The sequence below is a fragment of the Candidatus Enterovibrio escicola genome, assembly GCF_002464935.1.
In the GTDB taxonomy this organism is placed as follows: domain Bacteria; phylum Pseudomonadota; class Gammaproteobacteria; order Enterobacterales; family Vibrionaceae; genus Enterovibrio; species Enterovibrio escicola.
On record NZ_NBYY01000039.1, the window covers coordinates 23,689 to 44,874 of the forward strand.

At 39.2% G+C, this 21,186-nt stretch carries 13 protein-coding genes and 4 pseudogenes; 5 read left to right on the top strand and 12 right to left on the bottom strand.

All coding sequences use genetic code 11. From position 1 onward, the window contains the following. The 6 genes from gspD to BTN49_RS16660 form a co-directional block, all read right to left on the bottom strand. The gene (gene gspD / locus BTN49_RS12285) at positions 1-2,013 is read right to left on the bottom strand and encodes a type II secretion system secretin GspD (protein ID WP_097357415.1); all 2,013 of its coding nucleotides are present in this window, start codon (positions 2,011-2,013) and stop codon (positions 1-3) included. A 23-nt stretch (positions 2,014-2,036) separates the two neighbouring features. After that, positions 2,037-2,327 carry a hypothetical protein gene (locus BTN49_RS18645; protein WP_223823700.1) on the bottom strand — a complete coding sequence of 97 codons (291 nt, stop codon included), beginning with the start codon at positions 2,325-2,327 and terminating at the stop codon, positions 2,037-2,039. An 11-nt stretch (positions 2,328-2,338) separates the two neighbouring features. After that, positions 2,339-2,950, bottom strand: a complete 612-nt coding sequence (locus BTN49_RS18650) for a type II secretion system protein N (RefSeq protein ID WP_338026464.1) — start codon at positions 2,948-2,950, stop codon at positions 2,339-2,341. Positions 2,951-5,201: 2,251 nt separating this feature from the next. Further along, entirely contained in the window at positions 5,202-5,369 is a 168-nt protein-coding gene (locus BTN49_RS19585; RefSeq protein ID WP_199399620.1) for a transposase, read from the bottom strand. 32 nt (positions 5,370-5,401) lie between these two features. Next, positions 5,402-5,629, bottom strand: a complete 228-nt coding sequence (locus BTN49_RS19590; protein ID WP_199399621.1) for a transposase — start codon at positions 5,627-5,629, stop codon at positions 5,402-5,404. After that, positions 5,602-5,823: a hypothetical protein gene (locus tag BTN49_RS16660; protein ID WP_199399622.1), complete on the bottom strand. Its 222-nt coding sequence runs from the start codon at positions 5,821-5,823 to the stop codon at positions 5,602-5,604. The genes BTN49_RS19590 and BTN49_RS16660 overlap by 28 nt, the downstream gene beginning before the upstream one ends. Before the next feature lie 364 nt (positions 5,824-6,187). Between BTN49_RS16660 and BTN49_RS12300 the strand changes: the two are divergent. Further along, positions 6,188-7,113, top strand: a pseudogene (locus BTN49_RS12300) (IS5 family transposase). A 372-nt stretch (positions 7,114-7,485) separates the two neighbouring features. Continuing rightward, the gene (gene pckA / locus BTN49_RS12305) at positions 7,486-9,117 is read left to right on the top strand and encodes a phosphoenolpyruvate carboxykinase (ATP) (protein ID WP_097357416.1); all 1,632 of its coding nucleotides are present in this window, start codon (positions 7,486-7,488) and stop codon (positions 9,115-9,117) included. A gap of 981 nt (positions 9,118-10,098) precedes the next feature. Here pckA and BTN49_RS12310 read toward each other — a convergent pair. The 3 genes and pseudogenes from BTN49_RS12310 to BTN49_RS18660 all read right to left on the bottom strand — a co-directional run. Then, positions 10,099-10,959 (bottom strand): virulence factor BrkB family protein, encoded by an 861-nt coding sequence (locus BTN49_RS12310; RefSeq protein ID WP_223824030.1) that lies wholly within the window; start codon positions 10,957-10,959, stop codon positions 10,099-10,101. 1,252 nt (positions 10,960-12,211) lie between these two features. Beyond that, a complete protein-coding gene (typA, locus tag BTN49_RS12315) occupies positions 12,212-14,041 on the bottom strand; it encodes a translational GTPase TypA (RefSeq protein WP_097357417.1) in 1,830 nt (609 codons plus the stop codon). A 238-nt stretch (positions 14,042-14,279) separates the two neighbouring features. Further along, a pseudogene (locus tag BTN49_RS18660) lies at positions 14,280-14,901 on the bottom strand (IS5 family transposase); the annotation flags it as partial. A gap of 417 nt (positions 14,902-15,318) precedes the next feature. Between BTN49_RS18660 and BTN49_RS22790 the strand changes: the two are divergent. After that, positions 15,319-15,876, top strand: a pseudogene (locus BTN49_RS22790) (transposase). On the opposite strand, the pseudogene BTN49_RS12330 reads toward BTN49_RS22790, so the two are convergent. Then, positions 15,869-16,147: pseudogene (locus BTN49_RS12330) on the bottom strand (transposase); the annotation flags it as partial. The pseudogenes BTN49_RS22790 and BTN49_RS12330 sit on opposite strands and share 8 nt — an antisense overlap. 514 nt (positions 16,148-16,661) lie before the next feature. Here BTN49_RS12330 and glnA point away from each other — a divergent pair. Then, complete coding sequence (gene glnA / locus BTN49_RS12335) at positions 16,662-18,071, top strand: glutamate--ammonia ligase (protein WP_097357420.1); 1,410 nt, start codon at positions 16,662-16,664, stop codon at positions 18,069-18,071. Positions 18,072-18,244: 173 nt separating this feature from the next. Here the strand turns inward: glnA and BTN49_RS14355 are convergent, their stop codons facing one another. After that, positions 18,245-18,427 (bottom strand): hypothetical protein, encoded by a 183-nt coding sequence (locus BTN49_RS14355; RefSeq protein WP_150139307.1) that lies wholly within the window; start codon positions 18,425-18,427, stop codon positions 18,245-18,247. A 356-nt stretch (positions 18,428-18,783) separates the two neighbouring features. On the opposite strand from BTN49_RS14355, the gene waaA reads away from it, so the two are divergent. Continuing rightward, entirely contained in the window at positions 18,784-20,058 is a 1,275-nt protein-coding gene (waaA, locus tag BTN49_RS12340) for a lipid IV(A) 3-deoxy-D-manno-octulosonic acid transferase (protein WP_097357421.1), read from the top strand. Positions 20,059-20,132: 74 nt separating this feature from the next. Here waaA and BTN49_RS12345 read toward each other — a convergent pair whose 3' ends face one another. After that, entirely contained in the window at positions 20,133-20,840 is a 708-nt protein-coding gene (locus BTN49_RS12345) for a 3-deoxy-D-manno-octulosonic acid kinase (RefSeq protein ID WP_097357422.1), read from the bottom strand. Positions 20,841-21,186 lie beyond the last annotated feature (346 nt).

Sequence of the window (21,186 nt, forward strand, 5' to 3'; positions counted from 1 at the left end):
TTACCTTAGCTCAGCCATTATGGCATGGACTTCCGTTGGCAGCATCAAATCAGCACCGAACTGCGGTAATACTGGGGTGGTAACCCCATACATTAGCTTCACGTCTTTTTGAGCATGTAAAATTTGCTCAGCACGAATATAATTGTATTTACGCTGTGTAGCACCATTTGCCGTCAAACCTGACCGAAGGATGGTCGGTTTAATAAATAACATCAAGTTACGTTTTGTTTTGTTTATTGACGTTGACTTAAACAGATGTCCCAAGATAGGAATGTCACCCAGAATTGGCACTTTCTTCTCGCTTTCCATGGTCAGCTCATCAATCAGACCACTCAAAACAATCATTTGTTGGTCAGCCACCAGAACTGTAGTGGTCAGTTGACGCTTACTAAAACGGATATCTACTGCACCGTTGGCACCCAACACATTTGAGATCTCTTGCTCGATGGTAAGTTGAACGGAGTCACCTTCATTAATTTGTGGTGTAACTTTGAGTTTAATCCCAACATCTTTCCGTTCAATTGTTTTAAAAGGTTTGTCGTTACTTGAACCCATGGTTATACCGTTAACAACTGGAACTTCTTCACCCACAATGAACGAGGCTTCTTCGTTGTCGAGCACCATCAAACTTGGTGATGATAAAATATTGGAGTCAGTGTCAGATGACACTGCGGTAACGAGTGCTGTCCATTTCCCCAGCTGGATAGCAGTCGCTAAACCACTCACATGGCTAAATGCTTTTGCTATGGCAGTCGGATCACTAGGTTTAATTACGTTAACATTCAGTGGGTTATTGTTTTTATCAAAACGCTTCTCGATATTCACGCTTGTTTTCGCCTGTTCTTGTGCAGAAAGGTAGTTAGTGAGCGAAACCCCAGTGTTTGCGAACTGAATACCTCCATTTTCCGAAGCTCCCATCTGAATTCCTAGATTGACTCCATCATTTTGAGATACTTCCACGATCATTGCTTCAATTAGTACTTGTGCACGTCGAATGTCAAGCTGGGAAATTAAACCTTCCAGTGTCTGCATTATATCAGGTGGTGCTGTAACTACGATAGAATTAGTACGTTTATGCGCAGCAATGTGAATATTTTTTTCCAAAAATGCACTAATTTTTGCTACGCCTTTTTTCTCGGCAACCAAGTTATCAGAAACACCTTTCAGTACATCCATTACATCTTCCGCTTTGGCATACCGAAGATAGATAACACGGCTGTTTCCGGTGGTTGCCATTTCATGATCTAGTTGGGAAATGAGTTTTCGTATACGTTCACGCACCTGTCGCTCACCAGAAATCAAAATTGAATTGGTGCGTTCTTCCGCTACAACACTCAACTGCAATAATGCAGGTGTACTCCTTCCATCGACTTTTTTATGAAGACTTTCTACAATCCTCACCATTTCAGATGCGGAAGCATAAATAAGGTTGACAATTTCCGTTTCCGTATCACCCGCTCTATCAATACGATTGATAATTTCTGCAAGTCTATTTACGGCAGCGGCACGCCCTGTAATCATAATGATATTAGCCGGATCATAGTGCACCACGTTACCAGCACCTGCATTATCAATCAGTTGACGTAGAAGTGGAGACAGTTCTCTAACTGTAACATTTTTGACGGATACAACACGGGTGATAACCACATCACCTTCAATTGTGTTGTCACCGACCACTGGAACAGCAGCCTGCTTTGCGTCTTTGTCATTGATAACTTTGAGTATCCCATTCTCCATCTCGACAACAGCAAATCCATAAACCTCCAATACGTTGAGAAAAAACTGATAATACTGTGCATCATTGAGTACATCATAACTTCGCACATTCACCTTACCCTGTACGGTTGGATCAACAATTATGGTCTTTCCGAGATTACGGCCTACAACCTCAATAAATTCTTGAATATCTGTTCCTTTAAAGCTGGCACTGAATTCATCTGCCCACGTACCCATGCTTTGCATCGCAAATACGCCTGCAATTACCCAAGTTTTATATTTCTTCCACGTATCCAATCTGTTCTCCGTTTGCAGGCCTACTAGAGGCTGATATAAATGTCGTGGAATTGATTACCACGTTGAACAGTAAGGTTTATTGCTGATGTAGCAGACAAGCGTTGCAAAATAAGATTCATTCCTGATGCAGTCGTCAGATCCGTGCCATTAAACCTCACCGCCACATCCCCAGCCTGCAGACTTGATTCGTCAAATAAACGGCTGTAATTACCCGGCCCAATCCGATAACCAATTAATCCCTTTTCACCCAGCGTTTGAGACAACGTGAAGTATTTCAATAGTACCTGAGGGTTATTTAGTATTTCCGCTTTCACCCTATTGAAGTCTAACTGATTCGTGTTTTTTGTGCCGATCCCACCTGAATGCGAATAGGCTTGATGAGATCGTTGTGATTAATACCTGCTAATATCAAAACTTCATTAAATCCCTTATTACGTAGAATCACGTGATCGTTGAGTACTTGTAATAACAACACACTCGTCCCTTCAATTGACTCTCCAATCCCATAGGTGCTCTGTATACCATTATTTGCAATAACGGCCAAACCGTGTTCAGGAACAGAGCTGGTAACAAGACCCACTAAAGTGAGATTCAGGTGAGTACGAGGAGCATCGATAATGTATTCCTGTTTTTTCTCTATATATGTGTTTTTTTCACTAAATCGCCCGAAAAAATGGTTTTTAGCAATCTGCTCAATGTGGTAAATAGGCTCATTTCGTCCAGATGATATTTGCGTAACATGTATCGATGCCATAGAGCCAGTGGGTGGAACCACCCAAACCCATACTAGTCTTCCTAACGTCCAAGCAAGTAATAACAACAACGAGTACATTACCAATTTTGCAATTTTTGTGGGTACCTCTTTTCCTAATTGTAGAAATACCACATGAAATAAGTGCTTGATCCTAAGATGTGAAAACATATTTTTCCTGTTCATATGAATCAGTATTGCATTAGCAATTAATTTATCCTGAATTTAAGTTTCAAATACGACACGTTCCAAGCAAGCTGCTAATCGCATTTTTTAAAAATAACGGCATACTGCTTAAACCCTAAACATTTCTTAGGCCGATGATTGATCCTTACTGGCTGGAAATAAGGTAATATCTTTATCCGTGAGCATTTTTGAGTTTATCCCTTTCTTTAACATACTGTTTCAAAACCCATTAGCCTTTTTATTCGCTACTTGTTTCTATGAAGAGTAGGGGTGAGCAAAGTAAATCTTAACATTCAAAGCTTTTGCTATTTTTACATCATGAGTAAACTCTCGAGCATTATTTGCTGTAATCGTATGGACATGCTTCTTGTCTAGTATTAGTAAATTAATTGTCGCTACGGTGACGTCAGTAGTCGATTTCGATGCTCTTTTTTAATTAAAACAAGAACGGCTTTTACATTCTAATATCGTGACAATAGCACCAATACCATTGGTGCCGATAATTCTATCCATTCCCCAATTATTAAATTGTTATAGACTATCTACAAGTGAGGATCTCCCATCAAAAGAGATCATATTTTCAATGGCTGTCGTCTTTTTAGCACTCTTTTCGATATCGTTTATGTCCTTGTCTTAAGTGACGAGGGAATTTGTCTCTTTAGCCGTTTATCGTCGGCTATAAAACAATAAGACCACTATGGCAGACGGGAGCTCCTGAATTAAGTAGTACGTATGATCTCTGCTCTAGAGTCCAATCATTTTCGAGCAACAAATAAACGAAATCCCTTTGATCTATTGGTATCTTGTATTTGCTTGCTTGCGATTATTCGTCGATAGAACGTGCGCACTTTTAGTGTAATATGTACCGTTATTACGGTATATTTTTAATTATCGGTAAACTAAGAAACGATAGTCCTTGATTGTCCTTGCTCTATCTGAGATAGGAATTCTCCATTCCAAAATGGTTGTAATTTAGTATCTTCTTCTCGCAGAAAACTGCTGATAATTCATAGTAGTACTCCTAGTTTCCTTGGAGAAAGGAGTGTATCACTTTTGGTAGTTAGCTTTGTTTTCTACGCTAAACCATAAGTGTCGCACTTATTATCTAAATTCAGAGTTGACTGATTTAGTGCCTTAATGTAGAGTATATAAATGCAAATCTTAAATTAACCTTATTTACTCTTCCCCAAATCCTCAGTAACACAACCTAATTTAAACAAAATGTTTCTGTTATAACTTTAAAGTTATAAGGCTACATACAACATCTAATGCTGAATTGTGAAACTTAATCGGATTAATTAAATGTGGCAAGTTATAGCCACCTGAATATAAAGGGATGGTTAATCGGTTCTAAACATGCTAATTGCAACTAGAATTCACAAGTACCCTTGGATAAATGGTTATGAGGAACGACCGTTTCACAAAACCACTCCATGGCTAAAAACATGAATTGAAGATGACTGAGTTTATTACCATGGTAAGCGTTCTAAATCAAGTAAGCTGGTTGAGGTTAGTACATAAATAAGACTATGCTAAGGAAATGAAGAATACCTGTGATCGTTAAACAAATTAGCGATAAGCTATCTGTCATAAAAATGGAGTTGTCACTTTACGGCGAAAAGGATACTAGTGTTCCCATCTGGGAGTGAAAAAATATTCAACGTAAGTTCCACGAAGATAACTCATGATCAAAGCGACGATATGCTAATAAAGCAGCGTCGTAATATCATCTTATGATAGTTAAGGTCAATTACAATCCAGTCATGCGTGAAATCGCACGTTGGGTGGGCAAACTGTTCAAAGCACTAACGCTGTAAGAAATGGTGGGCAAAGGACACATTGTGGTTACAAAAGCCTAAGCAGGGCGAACACTATCAAGATGTTGTTGGCTTAGAGAGCGCTACATTAGAGTATACTTAGAAGATTACTTCTTGCATTTTAAACAGTTAAAACCCTATCAGGGGTACACACGTGCTATGTAAACGTAAACGGATTAAATAAAGCTGCAGGTATATTATTGAAAACCGCCGCCAGAGGTTCAAAGCAACGCTGAAGACTTTATCTTCCTTTCCCAACTCACAAACACCGTAAAAAATGAAGAACTGTTCAGTTCTAATTCAAAAGATATTCTTTAATAGACTTTATCAGCAAGAAAATATCAAAACCTTGGAACCCAATAATATTATATTCAAGTATTCATACTCTCGCAAATAAGTTAACCTCAGATCTGCATAAGCACTTGCTTATCAAATCAAGCCATCTTGATGATCGGCTTTTTTGGTTGAAATGAATACGCGATGAGCCCCTCCAGCAAGTTGCGCAAAAATCTGATACAACTACGGTGCTGATAATGCCCGATTTGGGATATGTTTTTTAGTTGGTCAAAAACGGTTTTAATAATAAATTGTTTCCGGAGCATAAGAAGATCCTAAAGTTTCATCACTTTGGCTTTTATATTTCTTTTACACCCGTTATTAGGGTCATTCCCTTGTCTGCACATTTCCGCTCCAATGGACCAGAGATATAATCTTTATCTCCGTACAAACACCTCCAAAGCTCGTCAGCCATTTCTGACATAAGCTTTTTATCATCCACGTTAGTCATCGTCACTTTCACTGAAATACTGCCACCTTGGTCATTGATAATAAGGTTTAATCTAACGCCATAGAACCACCCCATCGTTCCTTTTTCTCGCTACGAGGTACCTTTAAAAACCTGATGTCTAAGAATGCCAAGGTTGTAATAAACCTGTAGCGTGGACGAATCAACAAAGGCAATCCCTGACGGTGAGTGAAATAACGGCAAACAAAGTGGATGTAATAAGTTTTAAACTCTTTATACCCAGATTGATGGAAAGTTATCACTATCGTCATTACTTTACTAACATAAGAAGCAAGAAGGTTTGTTTCTCTATTTGACACCGGAAGACATGAGGCATTTTTATCAGGCAGGGAGGAAAATCTGGAATAAGTCGTCGACATCAACGAAAACAGCGTCTAAGTTATTCATACCCAAGTCATTATGCAGTCAATAGTTTTTTAAAAAATCAGATCGCGACTTGGCTATTTAGTTTATTTCGTATGCGCAGCTCAAGTTAAGTTAGGCAGCTATTGCTGTCATTGAGCGCCAAGAAGTTGAAAAGTAGTATACTATATGGGAATAGCGTTATTTCCCAAATATCTAAACTCATCGCAATTCCTACGATCAAATCATCATGGAGTTAAGCGGGAGGTGATGATGGAAAAGGCCAAGCACAAGATCAGCAACTGGAAACAATATAATCAAGCATTAGTAAACTGGGGCTCAATGATTTTTTGGATAGACGTCGCTACTATTAAGGCACGGTATTGTCTAAAGCATCACGGTCATCGTGGTCGTTGGGTTATATTTTCGGATACCGCGATTGAAACGGCACTGATGGTGAAAGGTATTTGTAAGCTCCCACTTTCTAGATTAGAAGGCTTTCTCAATTCAGTTTTTACGGTGATGAATTTCTCGCTTAAATTCTCTACATATACCTGCATTAGTAATCGTTAGAAGACCGTAAAAGTTAAGTACCATTTGCCGAGGTGAGGAGAGGTCTACCACATCATTATTCATGTTACAGGTCTAAAAGTATACGGCGAAGGTGAATTGAAAACGCGTAAACACGGGAAGGAGAATCAGCATATTTGGTGCAAACTTCATCTTGCCGTTGATGTGTTTATTCATAAAGTTATCGCTGCAGAAGTTAGCCTAGTTTTTCTAGGTGATACTGAGTTTTTACCTATATTACTTATTACTTCACCCATTACGAGGAAAGATAGTGCAGGTTCAGTGCTGATGGAGCCTATGACACAAGAGCATTTCACCAGGTACTGAAAAATAAAGGAATTACACCCAGTATTCCACCTCGAAGAAACTTGGGGTATTGGGAGGAAGGGTATCCTAAAAATGAAGCTATGAAGGCATTGAAAGAAGACAAACAGGCAGAGTGAAAAAAGGACAGGGGTTATCACAAGAAGTCATTAGCAGAGACAGTAATGTTTCGCTATAAACAGTTGCTCAGTCCTAAACTCACTCTTCGTAATTACAATGCTAAAGTTAGTGAAGAGCTGGCAAATGGGAAAGTGATGAAAAAAGTTCTAAGACTCGATATGCCTGTTCGCCAGAAAACATATTAAGACTGTAATAAATATTGGGATCTGTGCATTATAGGCCTAATTTATTGACGCCATACGATGTGTCCTCTCTTTTTGATGTAGTCCACTCCACCTACAAATGGATGCTCTAAGGATGACATCCTCGAGGATCGCTGAAATCAGCATCTTAAGATTATTTGGGTATATAAGTTCTTAACTTCGTATAAATAATAACCCGTTTCGTGTGGCGTGAATGGTCAATATGACGGTAATATAAAATAGATCAGACTTGTTGAGATCATTTTATTTCCTTAAGTTGTTTATGGTTATTTTTTAAATTAACGCTCTGAATTGCCGAATTCAGATTGCTAAAATATACATAAGTATAATTACATCTTATCCCAAGGAGCGCCTATGCCTGTCATGAATATCGAGAAAAGGGTTGCACATAATATTGATTTGTCTACACATGGCTTGTTCAATGTTAAGGAAATAATTCGTAATCCTACTTACGAGCAACTATTTATCGAAGAAACTGATGTCAATCTTCAGAAATATGAAATAGGTACAGTCACCAAGCTTGGTGCTGTTGCTGTTGATACCGGTATTTTTACAGGGCGTTCTCCGAAAGATAAATACATTGTTCTCGATGAAACCACCAAAAATACGCTATGGTGGGCTGATCAAGCGGTTAATGATAACAAACCAATTGACCTGCGTGTATGGAACGATCTTAAACTACTCGTAACCAACCAACTTTCTGGTAAGCGTTTGTTCGTGGTAGACGGCTATTGTGGCGCAAACCAAGATACTCGGTTAACTATCCGCGTGATCACCGAAGTAGCATGGCAAGCACACTTCGCAAAAAACATGTTTATCCGCCCAACAGAAGAAGAGCTCGTAAACTTCGAACCCGATTTTGTAGTCATGAATGGTGCAAAGTGTGTGAACGATAAATGGCAGGAACATGATCTGAACTCCGAGAACTTTACTGTATTTAACCTCACTGAGAGAATGCAGCTTATCGGTGGTACTTGGTACGGAGGAGAAATGAAAAAAGGTATGTTCTCCATGATGAATTACTTCCTACCATTACAAGATATTGCATCCATGCACTGCTCTGCAAACAAAGGTATAAATGGAGATGTTGCTATTTTCTTCGGCCTCTCTGGTACTGGAAAAACCACCTTATCCACAGATCCAAAACGTGAACTAATTGGCGACGATGAACACGGTTGGGATGATAACGGTGTCTTCAACTTTGAAGGTGGCTGCTATGCCAAGACCATCAAGCTATCAAAAGAAGCTGAACCCGACATTTACAATGCTATCCATCGAGATGCCTTGTTAGAAAATGTTACAGTTCGTAGCGACGGTTCAATTGATTTTGATGACTGTTCCAGAACAGAAAATACCCGTGTTTCCTATCCAATTTACCATATCAAAAATATTGTCAAACCTGTGTCTAAAGCTGGTCATGCTAATAAAGTTATCTTCCTTTCAGCAGATGCGTTCGGGGTGTTACCTCCAGTATCAAAATTGACACCTGAGCAAACCAAGTACCATTTCCTGTCTGGTTTTACCGCCAAACTTGCGGGTACTGAACGTGGTATTATAGAACCAACACCAACCTTCTCTGCATGTTTTGGTAAAGCGTTTCTAACATTACACCCTACTAAGTATGCAGACGTATTGGTTAAGCGCATGGAAGCGGTCGGAGCAGAGGCGTATCTGGTCAACACAGGTTGGAATGGCACTGGAGAACGTATTTCGATCCAAGACACCCGCAGTATTATCGACGCCATTTTGGATGGCTCTCTTGAGGATACAATAACAAAAGTAGTTCCTATCTTCAATTTCGAAATTCCAACTTGCTTACCTTTTGTGAATCCAAATATTTTAGATCCTCGCTATACTTATGCTGACCCATTGGAATGGCAAAGTAGAGCTAAAGCTCTAGCACAGCTCTTTATCAAAAATTTTGAGGAATATACAGATAATGTTCAAGGCCAGTCATTAGTTAAAGCGGGGCCACAGCTAGACTAATCTGAGCTTCGCATAAGAAATGAACTAAATGCCTAAGCCGAGATCTGATCGCTGGAGTCAAACTATCAGTTCTATAATGACTTAGGCATGTCTAATTTAGACACCAACATCACCGATGTTTACGATTTTTGTACTTTATTAGGTTTCTCCTGCCGCTTCATGACCGACGTACGCTATACCGTTATCTGACGTGATAATTTTGAAATCATAGAAGGTGGAATCTACAACACCAATAAACGTTTTAACCACTCGTATCTTGTACCCACCTTCTTATTGCACATCTTTCTGATGTAGCAAAGTCTATTGGCTTTATCCCACTAGGGTAAGCAGAAGAATTTATGTCAAGTCCCGATGACAAAGTTAATCTCAAAATGAGAAAATGCAGTCTTCTTGTCTGCAATATCAGGTCGTTTCTCAATGCTAACAGGTTCTTTATCTTTACCTTATTGTTACTGATCTTCTTAAATTTACAGTGTTACCAACTGTCTGGATCTTTCAACAGACAAAAACCAAGCAAGAAATGGTCGTCACTTTATGACGATCTATTGCTAATCTTTGCTGTTAATAGGAACCTAGTGAATGGTTACCATACAATTATGGTAGATAATGGTTGAGAGGTTATTCATCATGAAAAGATAGTAAAAGCTTTGGATGTTGAAATTTACTTTGGGCACCTTTATCCCATTTATGGGAACTAGGGATAAATGAGAATTTTAATGGGTTTTTGAAACAGTACGTAAAAAATGGATAGACTTTAAAAGAGTCACGTATGCAGATATTACCTGCGCTCCTGCAAGGAACAATCATCAACCTAAGAAGTTTTTATGATTTAAGCGCCTTGCCGTTATTTTTAAATAAAGGGCAGTAGCAATTTGCTTGGAAAGTAACGTACTTTAGACTTGAATGCAAGCTCCACTAATTCGCTGAATTAGCATAATAAGATCCGTCCTTCTACATTATCTTAATTATCTGTACTTTCAGTTATTTCTGAGGACGATGAAGTTGCCAAAATTGCTTTTCACCAAGTGAAGTAGTGATTTCCGCCCCAAGTAGTACTATACACCAGCTCAGAAATACCCACATAAAGAGCAAAGGGACCACTGCTAATGTCCCGTAAATTAGGTCATAAGATGGAAAATTTACCACATAAATAGCGAATACCTTTTTACTGAATTCAAACATTAAACCGGCTGACACTGCACCGACAAGAGCATGCCAAAGCACCACCGGACGATTAGGTACCAGTGTATACAAACCTAGAAACGTAGCAGATACAAGAAAGAACGGCACGGTACGTAGCAGCGATGAAAGCCACTTTTCACTGCTTCCGAGGTGAAAAAAATTCAACGAGCCCATATATGAACTGATACTAATGCTGCCACTGAGAAGTATAGGACCTAATGTTAAAACCATCCAGTAAATTGAAAACGATATCATGGGTGCACGTTTTTGGTTTACTCGCCAAATATAATTAAGGCTTTTATCAATCGCAGACATAAGCATTAATGCAACCAGAAGCAAGAATGCGACACCTACTACGGTTACCTTGCCTGCATTGGCAATAAATTGATTGAGGTAGATTTCCAATACTTCATTCGAAGCAGGTAGGAAGTTACGCAGCAGAAACGTTTTGATCTCTTCTTCTATGCTGGAAGCACTGGAAAAAACAGATAAGGCTGATAAAATCACTGTCATCAGGGGAACTAGAGACAACAGCGTTACATATGCCATGTACCCAGCATTGACCATCAATCGATCGTGGTTTATCCTGAGGATAAGATGTATGGAGAAGGCCAACCAAGTACGCACTATATCTGGAAAGGAAAGCTTGATTTGTGACACAGCTTCAACCGTAGTCTATTATTTAAAAAGTCAATGACACTTCAATGTATTAAGGATTTTACCTTGTGTCTCATCTCGATCCTCTTCCTGATTCTTCTGGAGGCAACGATACTATAGAAAATTGACGACCACAAGCAGGGCTTCATCCTGACTGGTAGATTAGAAATCAATATCCTAACTTTACCCAGAAACAAGCAGTGAGCAGTTCACTCGAGGCGTTTACGATGCTGACCAATTTTGGCTAGAATCAATTGGTAATAATGCATGATACCATCAACGATCAATATTAGGAAAGCGGAGAGGTTATCAATAACCATGCAAGTTACTACTTCTAACCGTAAAGGTTTTTTCCACCCTAAAACACTGGTTAATTATTCATCATTTATTGTAAATGTAACACACGAGTTCTGGTTATACATTCAATAGGTTATTTTTCATATCAAACGCCTGCTTTTGCAAGGTGCACCTTATAACTACCGTTGATATTATAAGTTGCTTTACCTGTATATAAACCGGTTAAACAGCATGCTATCGGCCGTGGTGGATACCAACGCTATCGTTACCAAATATGTTACCGAAGCTTCTAACTTGGATATACATACATAAATATACATACATAGCTTGTTAGGTGGGGATAAAAGAGTAAATTGTTGAACGTGCTATGAACAATACAGGTATCCGTAACTCCTCTCGCGTGCTACATCTCAGCATTAATCAAGGTTGTTAGGGTTTTAAAAAACTTACAACCTGTTGTGTAACACATTTCCTTTTTATGTATAGGAAGTGGTGCTTATCTGCGAAGTAGAAGTAGATGAGTGATGGTCTTTCGTGGGTAACAAAATAACTCACGCTGACTCATGTATGCTTGGGAGCTTCGATTAAAGAAAATCATTGTTTACGCATTCATTTATTGTGGAAGAGAGAGATTCAATCTACTTTCTCCCTCTATCAGGTGAAATTAACAGATGTTATATCTTAAACTGACGTCAAATTTTCTTAATCATCCTGATCTATAGTAGCTTGATTAGAAATAATGCTATTGGAAAGTGTTGCACCGAACGCTTTTATGTATTGCTGTGATGATGAGGGTGGTAAATCGGTTATTCCATTCAATAAGTTGAATGGTTCGTTGGCATGATTATCAAGGTAGTTATATAGTAGTGTCTACTATTACAGATAGAATGCTTTTTAATAGTGTTTAACTTCCAATGAGAAAATTAGGGATTTAGTACAGAATCCCTAATTAGTAATCTTATTTACCGTCGCGGCTTGCGCGTTTACGTTCGTTCTCTGAAAGTAATTTTTTACGGATACGAATATTTAAGGGAGTTACTTCTACCAACTCATCATTATTGATGAATTCCAGTGCTTGTTCAAGGGTGTATTTGATAGCTGGGCTCAGGACTTGAGCTTCATCAGTACCAGAAGCACGGACATTAGTCAGTTGCTTACCTTTAAGACAGTTTACTGTTAGGTCATTAGACCGGTTGTGGATACCTATTACTTGCCCTTCATAAACTTCATCTGCATGCTCAGTAAATAGACGGCCTCGCTCTTGCAGGTTAAAAAGTGCGTAAGTTAATGCTTTTCCCATTGAGTTTGAAATCAGGACGCCATTTTTACGCTGACCGATAACACCAAGTTTCATTGATCCATAATGGTCAAACGCATGATACATCAGACCAGTGCCTGAAGTCAACGTTAAGAATTCGGTTTGGAAACCGATCAGGCCACGAGAGGGAATTATGAAATCCATACGGATACGACCTTTACCATCAGTAGACATGTCAGTCAACTCGCCTCTACGCAAGCCAATTTTCTCCATAATACCACCTTGGTTTTCTTCCAAAACGTCAATAGTCACCGTCTCAAACGGTTCCATTTTTTGTCCGCCATCCTCTTTTATAATAACTTCAGGACGCGATACCGCCAGTTCGAAACCTTCACGACGCATATTTTCGATTAGGATAGACAGGTGAAGTTCACCACGGCCTAATACTCTGAAACGGTCTGGATCACCAGTCTCTTCGACGCGCAGAGCAACGTTATAAATCAGTTCTTTATTCAGTCTCTCAAGGAGATTACGTGACGTGACATATTTACCTTCTTTACCTGCAAACGGTGATGTGTTTACTTGGAATGTCATGGTAACTGTGGGTTCATCAACTAACAACTGTGGCAATGCATCTATTACATTCACATCACAAATAGTGTCAGAAATTTTTAGTTCCCCCAAACCTGTAACCGCGACGATATCACCTGCATTAGCTACTTCAATATCGTAACGTTCAAGGCCAAGGTAACCTAATATATTACCTACTTTACCATTGTGCTTTTTACCGTTAGCCCCAACAACAGTGACTTGTTGATTTGGTTTAATAGAACCACGAGTGATACGCCCAACACCAATAACTCCCACGTACGAACTGTAGTCCAACTGAGAAATTTGCATCTGTAGAGAACCATTTATATCAACCTCTGGTGCGGAAACATTATCAATGACTGCTTGGAATAGGGGTTCCATGTTTTCACCAACTTCATATTCCTCCAGAGTTGCCCAACCATTTAGGGCTGAGGAGTAAACCACACGAAAATCTAGCTGATCATCAGTTGCGCCGAGGTTATCAAACAGGTCAAATACCTGATTCAAAACCCAATCAGGACGCGCGCCTGGACGGTCAAGTTTATTGATAACAACGATTGGTTTTAGGCCGTGAGCAAAGGCTTTTTGTGTTACGAAACGAGTTTGGGGCATGGGACCGTCAACTGCGTCCACAATTAACAGAACAGAATCAACCATCGACATGATACGCTCAACTTCACCACCGAAATCAGCATGCCCTGGTGTATCAACAATATTGATACGGTAACCATTCCAGTTGATAGCTGTATTCTTCGCTAAAATAGTAATGCCACGTTCTTTCTCGATATCGTTAGAGTCCATGACACGTTCTTCGTGCTCTCCACGAGTATCTAAGGTGCCAGATTGCTGAAGCAGTTTATCAACCAATGTTGTTTTGCCATGATCAACGTGCGCGATAATCGCAATATTTCTCAATTTATCTATCTGTAACGTAGACATGGATACTCTTTCACTCAAAAATATGTGTAGTTAAAAACCACTAGGTTGCTTACCGACACTTGATTAAAATACTGCAATAAAATAACATATTTTCTCCCAATATACATTCAACAATATGACATGAAACTAATTTACATTTATGGTTTCCTCCTCATTAACAGGATATACTTTCTGTTTCCGAGGGCGTTGTTGATCAAATCAGGCCTATAACGCACTGATTCCAATATTTGTTACAGTCTTAGTTTATCTGCTGGCAAACAGGCACATCTACCCTTATAACTTTGTTCATCGCTTTCATCTTTGCCAGCGCTTGAGCAACTTGAGCATTGTAATTACGAAGCGTAAGTTTAGGGCTGAGCAACTGTTTATAGCGAAACATTGCTGTCTCTGCTATTGAGAGTTTATGATAACCCCTGTACTTTTCCACTCCGCTAATGTATCCTCTTTTAAAACCTTTACAACTTCCTTTCTCGGATGCCATTCCTCCCAATACCCCGCGTTGCTTCGAGGTGGCATACTGGGCGTTATTCCTTGGTTCTTCAGTACGTGGTGATATGCTCTTGTATCATAGGCTCCATCAGCACTGACTTGCTGTATCTTTCGTCGTAATGGGTTAAACAATATAGGTAAAATCTCATTGTTACCCACAAAAACTAGGATAACTTTTGCAGCAATAACCTCATGAGTATACTCATCATTGGCAAGATGAAGTTTGCGCCAGATGCGTTGTTTCTCCTTAACTGTGTTTACGTGTTTTCCATTCACCTTCGTCATATACTTTCAGGTCTGAGACATCAATAATGACGTGGGCGACGGACAGCTCCACTACTCGGTAAACGGTACTTAACTTTTACGGTTTTGAACGCTTATTTAATGTAACCTGAGCTACGCATAAGAAATGAACTAAATGCCAAAGTCGATGTCTGATCGTTTGAAATAAACTATTGACGGCACAAGGACTTGAGCATGAATAACTTAGACGTTGTTTTCATCGATGTCGACGACTTCTGCCAGATTCTCCTCCCTGCTTGGGAAAACCTAATTTCTTCCGGTGATAAATAAAACATAAGCCTTATCGCCTATCAGTTAGCGAAGTGATTAAGATAGTAATCTCTTTCCATCAATCAATGGTATCAAGACGTAAAAACTTATTACATCCACTTTATTTAGGGTTACCTTACCAACGAATCTCCTGAATTAGTTACCTACACGAGTATGCTCAAGCTCATGTAAGGTGTTTTGGTTCCGATTTACTCTTGCCTCACTCATCGTTAGGGATGACCTTCGTTGATTCGGCCAAGATACAGGTTTGTCATAACCTACGTATTCTCAGACATCAGGTTTTAAAGGTACCGCGAAGCGCGGAAAAGGAACGATGGGGTGGTTCTACAACTTTAAATTACACCTTATTATCAGTGGATCAAAGTGGTATGATCTCAATCAAAGTGACAACGGCTAACGTGGATAAATAGAAAGTCTGTGTCGGAAATAACTGATAAGCGTTTGGGTGTTTATACGGAGATAAAGGTTATATCTCTGGTCCATTGGAATGGGAACTTTCAGACAAGGGATTGACACCGATAACAGGTGTAAAAAAGAATATGAAATCCAAAGTGATGAAACTTTGGGACTGCCTAATACTCCGGAAATGGTTTATTATCAAAACCGTTTTTAATCAACTAAAAAACATATCCCAAATCGAGCATTTTCGGTACCATAGTTGTATCATCTTCATGGTTAACTTGCTGGTGGGACTCATCGCGTATTCATTTCAACCGAAAAATCCGAGCATCAAGATGACTGGGCTTGATAAGCAAGCGCTTATGCAGATCTGAGGTTAATGTAGGTGTGTATAGGGGATTTTAGCGGGACATTCATCAACGTAAAAACCGTATTGAGAAAGCCTTTTAATTCACGAAGTGGAAGTTTAAAAATACCTTTCACCATCAGTGCTGTTTTAATCGCGGTATCCGAAAATATAAACCCACGGGCACGCTGCCCGTGATGCTTTAGACAAAGCCATGTTGGAATAGCAATGATGTTTATCCAAAAAATCACTGAGCCTCGGTTTACTAATGCTTGATTATATTGTTTCCAGTTGCTGATCTTTTGCTTTGTCCTTTCCTTTCCCCATTATCAGCTCCAGTTTAACTCTATGATGATCTGATCGTAGGAATTGCGATTAGTTAAGATATTTGGGAAATAATGCCTTTCCTAGGAATACTAATTCTTTCTGCTTTTTCGTCAATCACAAGCTTTGTTTAAAAGCAATGACGGTATTGTTCCCACTTTCCGATCGAGATCACAGCTAGAACAACACTGGTGTTTTTTCGCAGAATCATTTATTGATAACATTGAACAATAGCTGCTGAGTGAGGAAGTGGGACATGGAACCTGTAGTTGTACCTCCTAGGTGTTTGCGTACCATAATAATAATAACGGTATCCAATTTATCTTGGATAAACCAATATAAAATTAAGCAATAACGGAACTTAAAACTTGATATAACTTTCACCATACAGGGACGAACAGGGAAGAAAGACCACTTTTACCTACGTAAATTAAGTGAATTAAGCAAATTAACCAATGTAGAGAACATTAATATCGGAGATATTATCACATGTCAGTTGAGAATGTACTTGCCTTAATTAAGGAACACGAAGTGAAATTCGTTGATCTACGTTTTACCGATACAAAAGGTAAAGAACAGCACATTACGGTTCCAGCCCATCAAATTAATACTGATTTCTTTGAGGATGGTAAAATGTTTGATGGTTCCTCTGTGGCAGGGTGGAAAGGTATTAATGAATCAGACATGGTAATGATGCCTGATACGCCTACTGCTATACTGGATCCTTTCACTGAAGCTAGCACCCTGAATATCCGTTGTGACATCCTTGAACCAGCCACTATGCAAGGATATGATCGCGATCCACGTTCTATCGCGAAACGTTCGGAAGATTACATGAGATCGACTGGTCTGGCAGACACTCTATTGGTTGGTCCAGAACCTGAATTCTTTCTGTTTGATGACGTGACATTTTCTACTAGTATGTCAGGTTCTTTTTACAAAATTGACGATGTAGAAGCAAGTTGGAATAGCGGTATAACAATTGAAGGAGGAAATAAAGCCCATCGTCCAAGAGTTAAAGGTGGTTACTTCCCAGTTGCGCCGGTTGATTCATCACAAGATATCCGTTCTACCATGTGTTTGGTTATGGAAGAAATGGGGCTGGTAGTTGAAGCACACCATCATGAAGTTGCGACGGCAGGTCAAAACGAAATCGCTACTCGCTTCAACAGCTTAACGGCTAAAGCTGATGAAATTCAAATCTATAAATATGTTGTTCATAATGTTGCTCACGCATTTGGTAAGACAGCAACCTTTATGCCTAAACCGTTGGTTGGTGATAATGGTTCAGGGATGCATGTTCACATGTCACTTAGAAAAGAGGGTAAAAACCTATTTGCGGGAGACAAGTATGGGGGTCTATCTGAAATGGCCATTTATTACATTGGTGGTATCATTAAGCATGCACGTGCAATCAATGCTTTTGCTAATCCAGCCACCAATTCATATAAACGTTTAGTTCCTGGCTATGAAGCCCCTGTAATGCTTGCATACTCAGCACGTAATCGATCAGCATCTATCCGTATCCCAGCAACACCTAACCCGAAATCGCGCCGTATTGAAGTTCGCTTCTGTGATCCGGCGGCTAATCCATATCTAGCCTTTGCATCAATGCTGATGGCGGGTATTGACGGTATTAAAAATAAGACGCACCCAGGGGATGCGATGGATAAAGACCTATATGATCTACCAGCAGAAGAAACCGCTAAAATTTCAAAAGTTGCGGAGTCGCTACAGCAAGCACTGCAATGTTTAGATGACGATCGTGAGTTTCTGACAGCAGGAGGCGTGTTTTCTGATGATTTCATTAATTCTTACATCGAATTAAAATCTCAAGATGTTGAAAAAATAAACATGGCTACACATCCATTAGAATTTGAACTTTATTATTCTGTCTAAAGACATCAGCTTAATATAAAATTAAAGGGCTCGCTTGTAACCGAGCCCTTTAATTTTATATTAAGCTGATGTCTTTAGACACAGATCAAGTATTCTCAATATGTATGAATCGTCATGTATGACTTCTTATCTTATTTGTTCATCGCTTTCATATTTATCAACGCTGCTCTTGCTTACACAGATCTGAGGTTAATTAATTCAGGAAATTTGTTGGTGAGGTAAAGGTAAATAAAGTGGATATAATCAGTTTTAAAGCCTAGATACCCCGAGTGATGGATATTTATCACTTCGCTAACTGAGAAGAAAGAAGGCTTGTTTCTTTGTTTGATATCGGAAGAAATAAGATGTTTTCCCATGCAGGAAGGAAAGTATAGCAGAAGTCGACGAAAACGGCGTTTAAGTTATTCATGCACAAGTCCTTGTGCAGTCAATAGTTTTTTTCAAACGATCAGATCGCGACTTGGATATTTAGTTCATTTCTTATGCGCAGCTCAGGTTACTTACGGGAGTAATTAAATTCTTCCTTGTCGTAAATTTTGTTGAAGCCCATGACAGTAATAAATTCTCCTACAAAAAGGACTTTTTCGAACAAGTAAACCACTATGGCAAAGACATAAAATCTAGTACAATGATTTACTACAATTTGTCCAAAATTCCTATTGGGGATCCTAAATTTTAACCTAGGATTACATCCAACAGTAAAGGTCTTTCCGTGAGCCTCCTATATTCTCTGTTGCTAGCAATATCGACCCCATTTCTACTGTTTGGACTTTACCGTTCTCAAGATGGAAAACCAAATGTAGGAAAACGATGGGGTGAGCATTTTGGTTTCACCCCAAAATTGACTAAAACCAGTCCCATTTGGATCCATGCAGTATCTGTTGGAGAAGTCATTGCGGCAAAACCCCTAATATTAGCGCTTAAAAAGAAATATCCATACCAAATAATATTAGTGACCACGACGACGGCGACAGGTGCTGACATAGTTGCTGGACTGGGAAATGGAATAGTACATAGATACATGCCTATAGACTTTACTTTTGCTGTTAAACACTTTTTAAAACGCATAAATCCTAAAATTATGCTGATCATGGAAACCGAACTTTGGCCAAATACACTCGTAACGGTAAATAAAGCTGGGATACCAGTAATCGTAATAAATGCACGACTCTCAGAGAGAGCAATGCATAATTACCAGAAAATACAACCATTATTTAATATTCTTTCTAAGAATATCGATCACATTCTTTGTCAATTCGAAAATGATGCCCACCGTTTTATTCAGCTTGGCGTTGCTAAAAATAAAGTTTCAGTATCTGGTTCAGTTAAGTTTGACTTGCCTTTTTTTGATGAAACTATCGAGGCCGTTACTACACTTAAACATCAACTAAAAGGGCGTCCTGTATGGATTGCTGCCAGTACACACGAGGGTGAAGATGAAATTTTACTTGATGCACATCGTGCAGTGTTAGATAAAATTCCGAATTCAGTTATGATACTCGTTCCGCGTCACCCTGAACGTTTTAATGATGTCGCAACACTTATCAAACAAAAAGTATTCTCACAAATACGCCGCAGCACTCACCAACCTATTACTGAAAAAACCCATGTATATCTAGGCGATACCATGGGTGAAATGATGATATTGTTAGCAGTTTCTAATGTGGTTTTTATGGCAGGAAGTCTAGTAGACAAGAAAGTAGGGGGACATAACTTTCTTGAGCCCGCATCATTATCCCAACCTCTAATTACGGGATCGAGTTATTTTAATTTTCAAGTAATCGCTGATCAGTTGATAGCAGTTGGCGCTTGTACTGTAAGTGATAATGTGCAAGAGATCGCAGAAACTGTTATCGAGAGATTTAATAACCCTATACAACGGCAGATCTTGGGAGACGCAGCGCGGAACATCGTTAACAAGAACCGAGGAGCCGTTAGTAAGACACTCGAAACGATTGCTATGTGGATCACCCCATCAGAGGAATAGTCTCTGATAATGCGCGTTTGTGATAACCCCTGTCCTTTTTCTACTCTTCTTAATTGGAGGTATGAATACAATTATCAATTTGGTAAATAGTAACCTTGAATAAGTGTCTGCCAATCAGACTCTTGCCATTTAATCTGACGCTTGCTGAGTTCTTTTCGAAACGAACGCAATAAGCGTATAAGATTCGAAATCTTCCAGTTTTCTCCGTCACGACACCCACATTTATCAAAATCAATCAACCAAAACTTACCCGTTACATCAAGTAAAATATTGTGGATGTTGAGATCGCTATGACACACATTAGCATCGTGTAATCGACGAACTAATATGCCGATTAACCGATACTTTTCGGCACCCAGTGACGTAGTGAGCAGTACGTCAACTAAATTTCTAGCGTTCTCAATTTTCTCCACCAGTAGATCTGCTCGATAAATCATCCCTTCTCTAATCGTTCTAGAAGCAAGTGGTCGGGGAACAGGGATACCCTTACTTCGAAGATAATTCAACAGATTAAACTCCTGTATGGACCGAACCTTCTCCCATCCAGTAAAGAAATAACTATCGAATATCAACTTACCGAGCAAACCTCCACGACGATAATGACGTAAAGCAGCTGTTAAAGTAGACGTTTGAACAAACCATGTGGTGCCTCTTCCCTCCGCTGAGCCAACCACTGCATCTTTTTCCCACCATAAATCAATATCAAAGCAAAAAGTAGGGTCTTCACGCAACAATAATGGATTATATAAAATGCGTGTGTTCTTGCTGATTATTTGCACCAAAGATGCTCCTTTAGAACATAAACTGCCACTGTGGCAGTTTACACAGACTATATGAACCATTCCTTCATTATAACATTTTGTGATAAATCCTCATACGCTGTACAGCGTAAACACTGTCTTAAATCTAACCAACTTTACGGCGGTATTGATATGCATCTGCATGAATGTTCATTCTCTAGTCATCTAGGAAAAATCTGACAGCTCTACTCGCTCTAAAAATATAAAGTTCAGCATACAGTGCTTTTTCTTCATCAAAATAATTATTTTTGTCGATTCTGTTCTCAATACATTTAACCTGAACTGCGCATAAAAAATGAACTAAATGTCCAAGTCGCGATCTGATCGT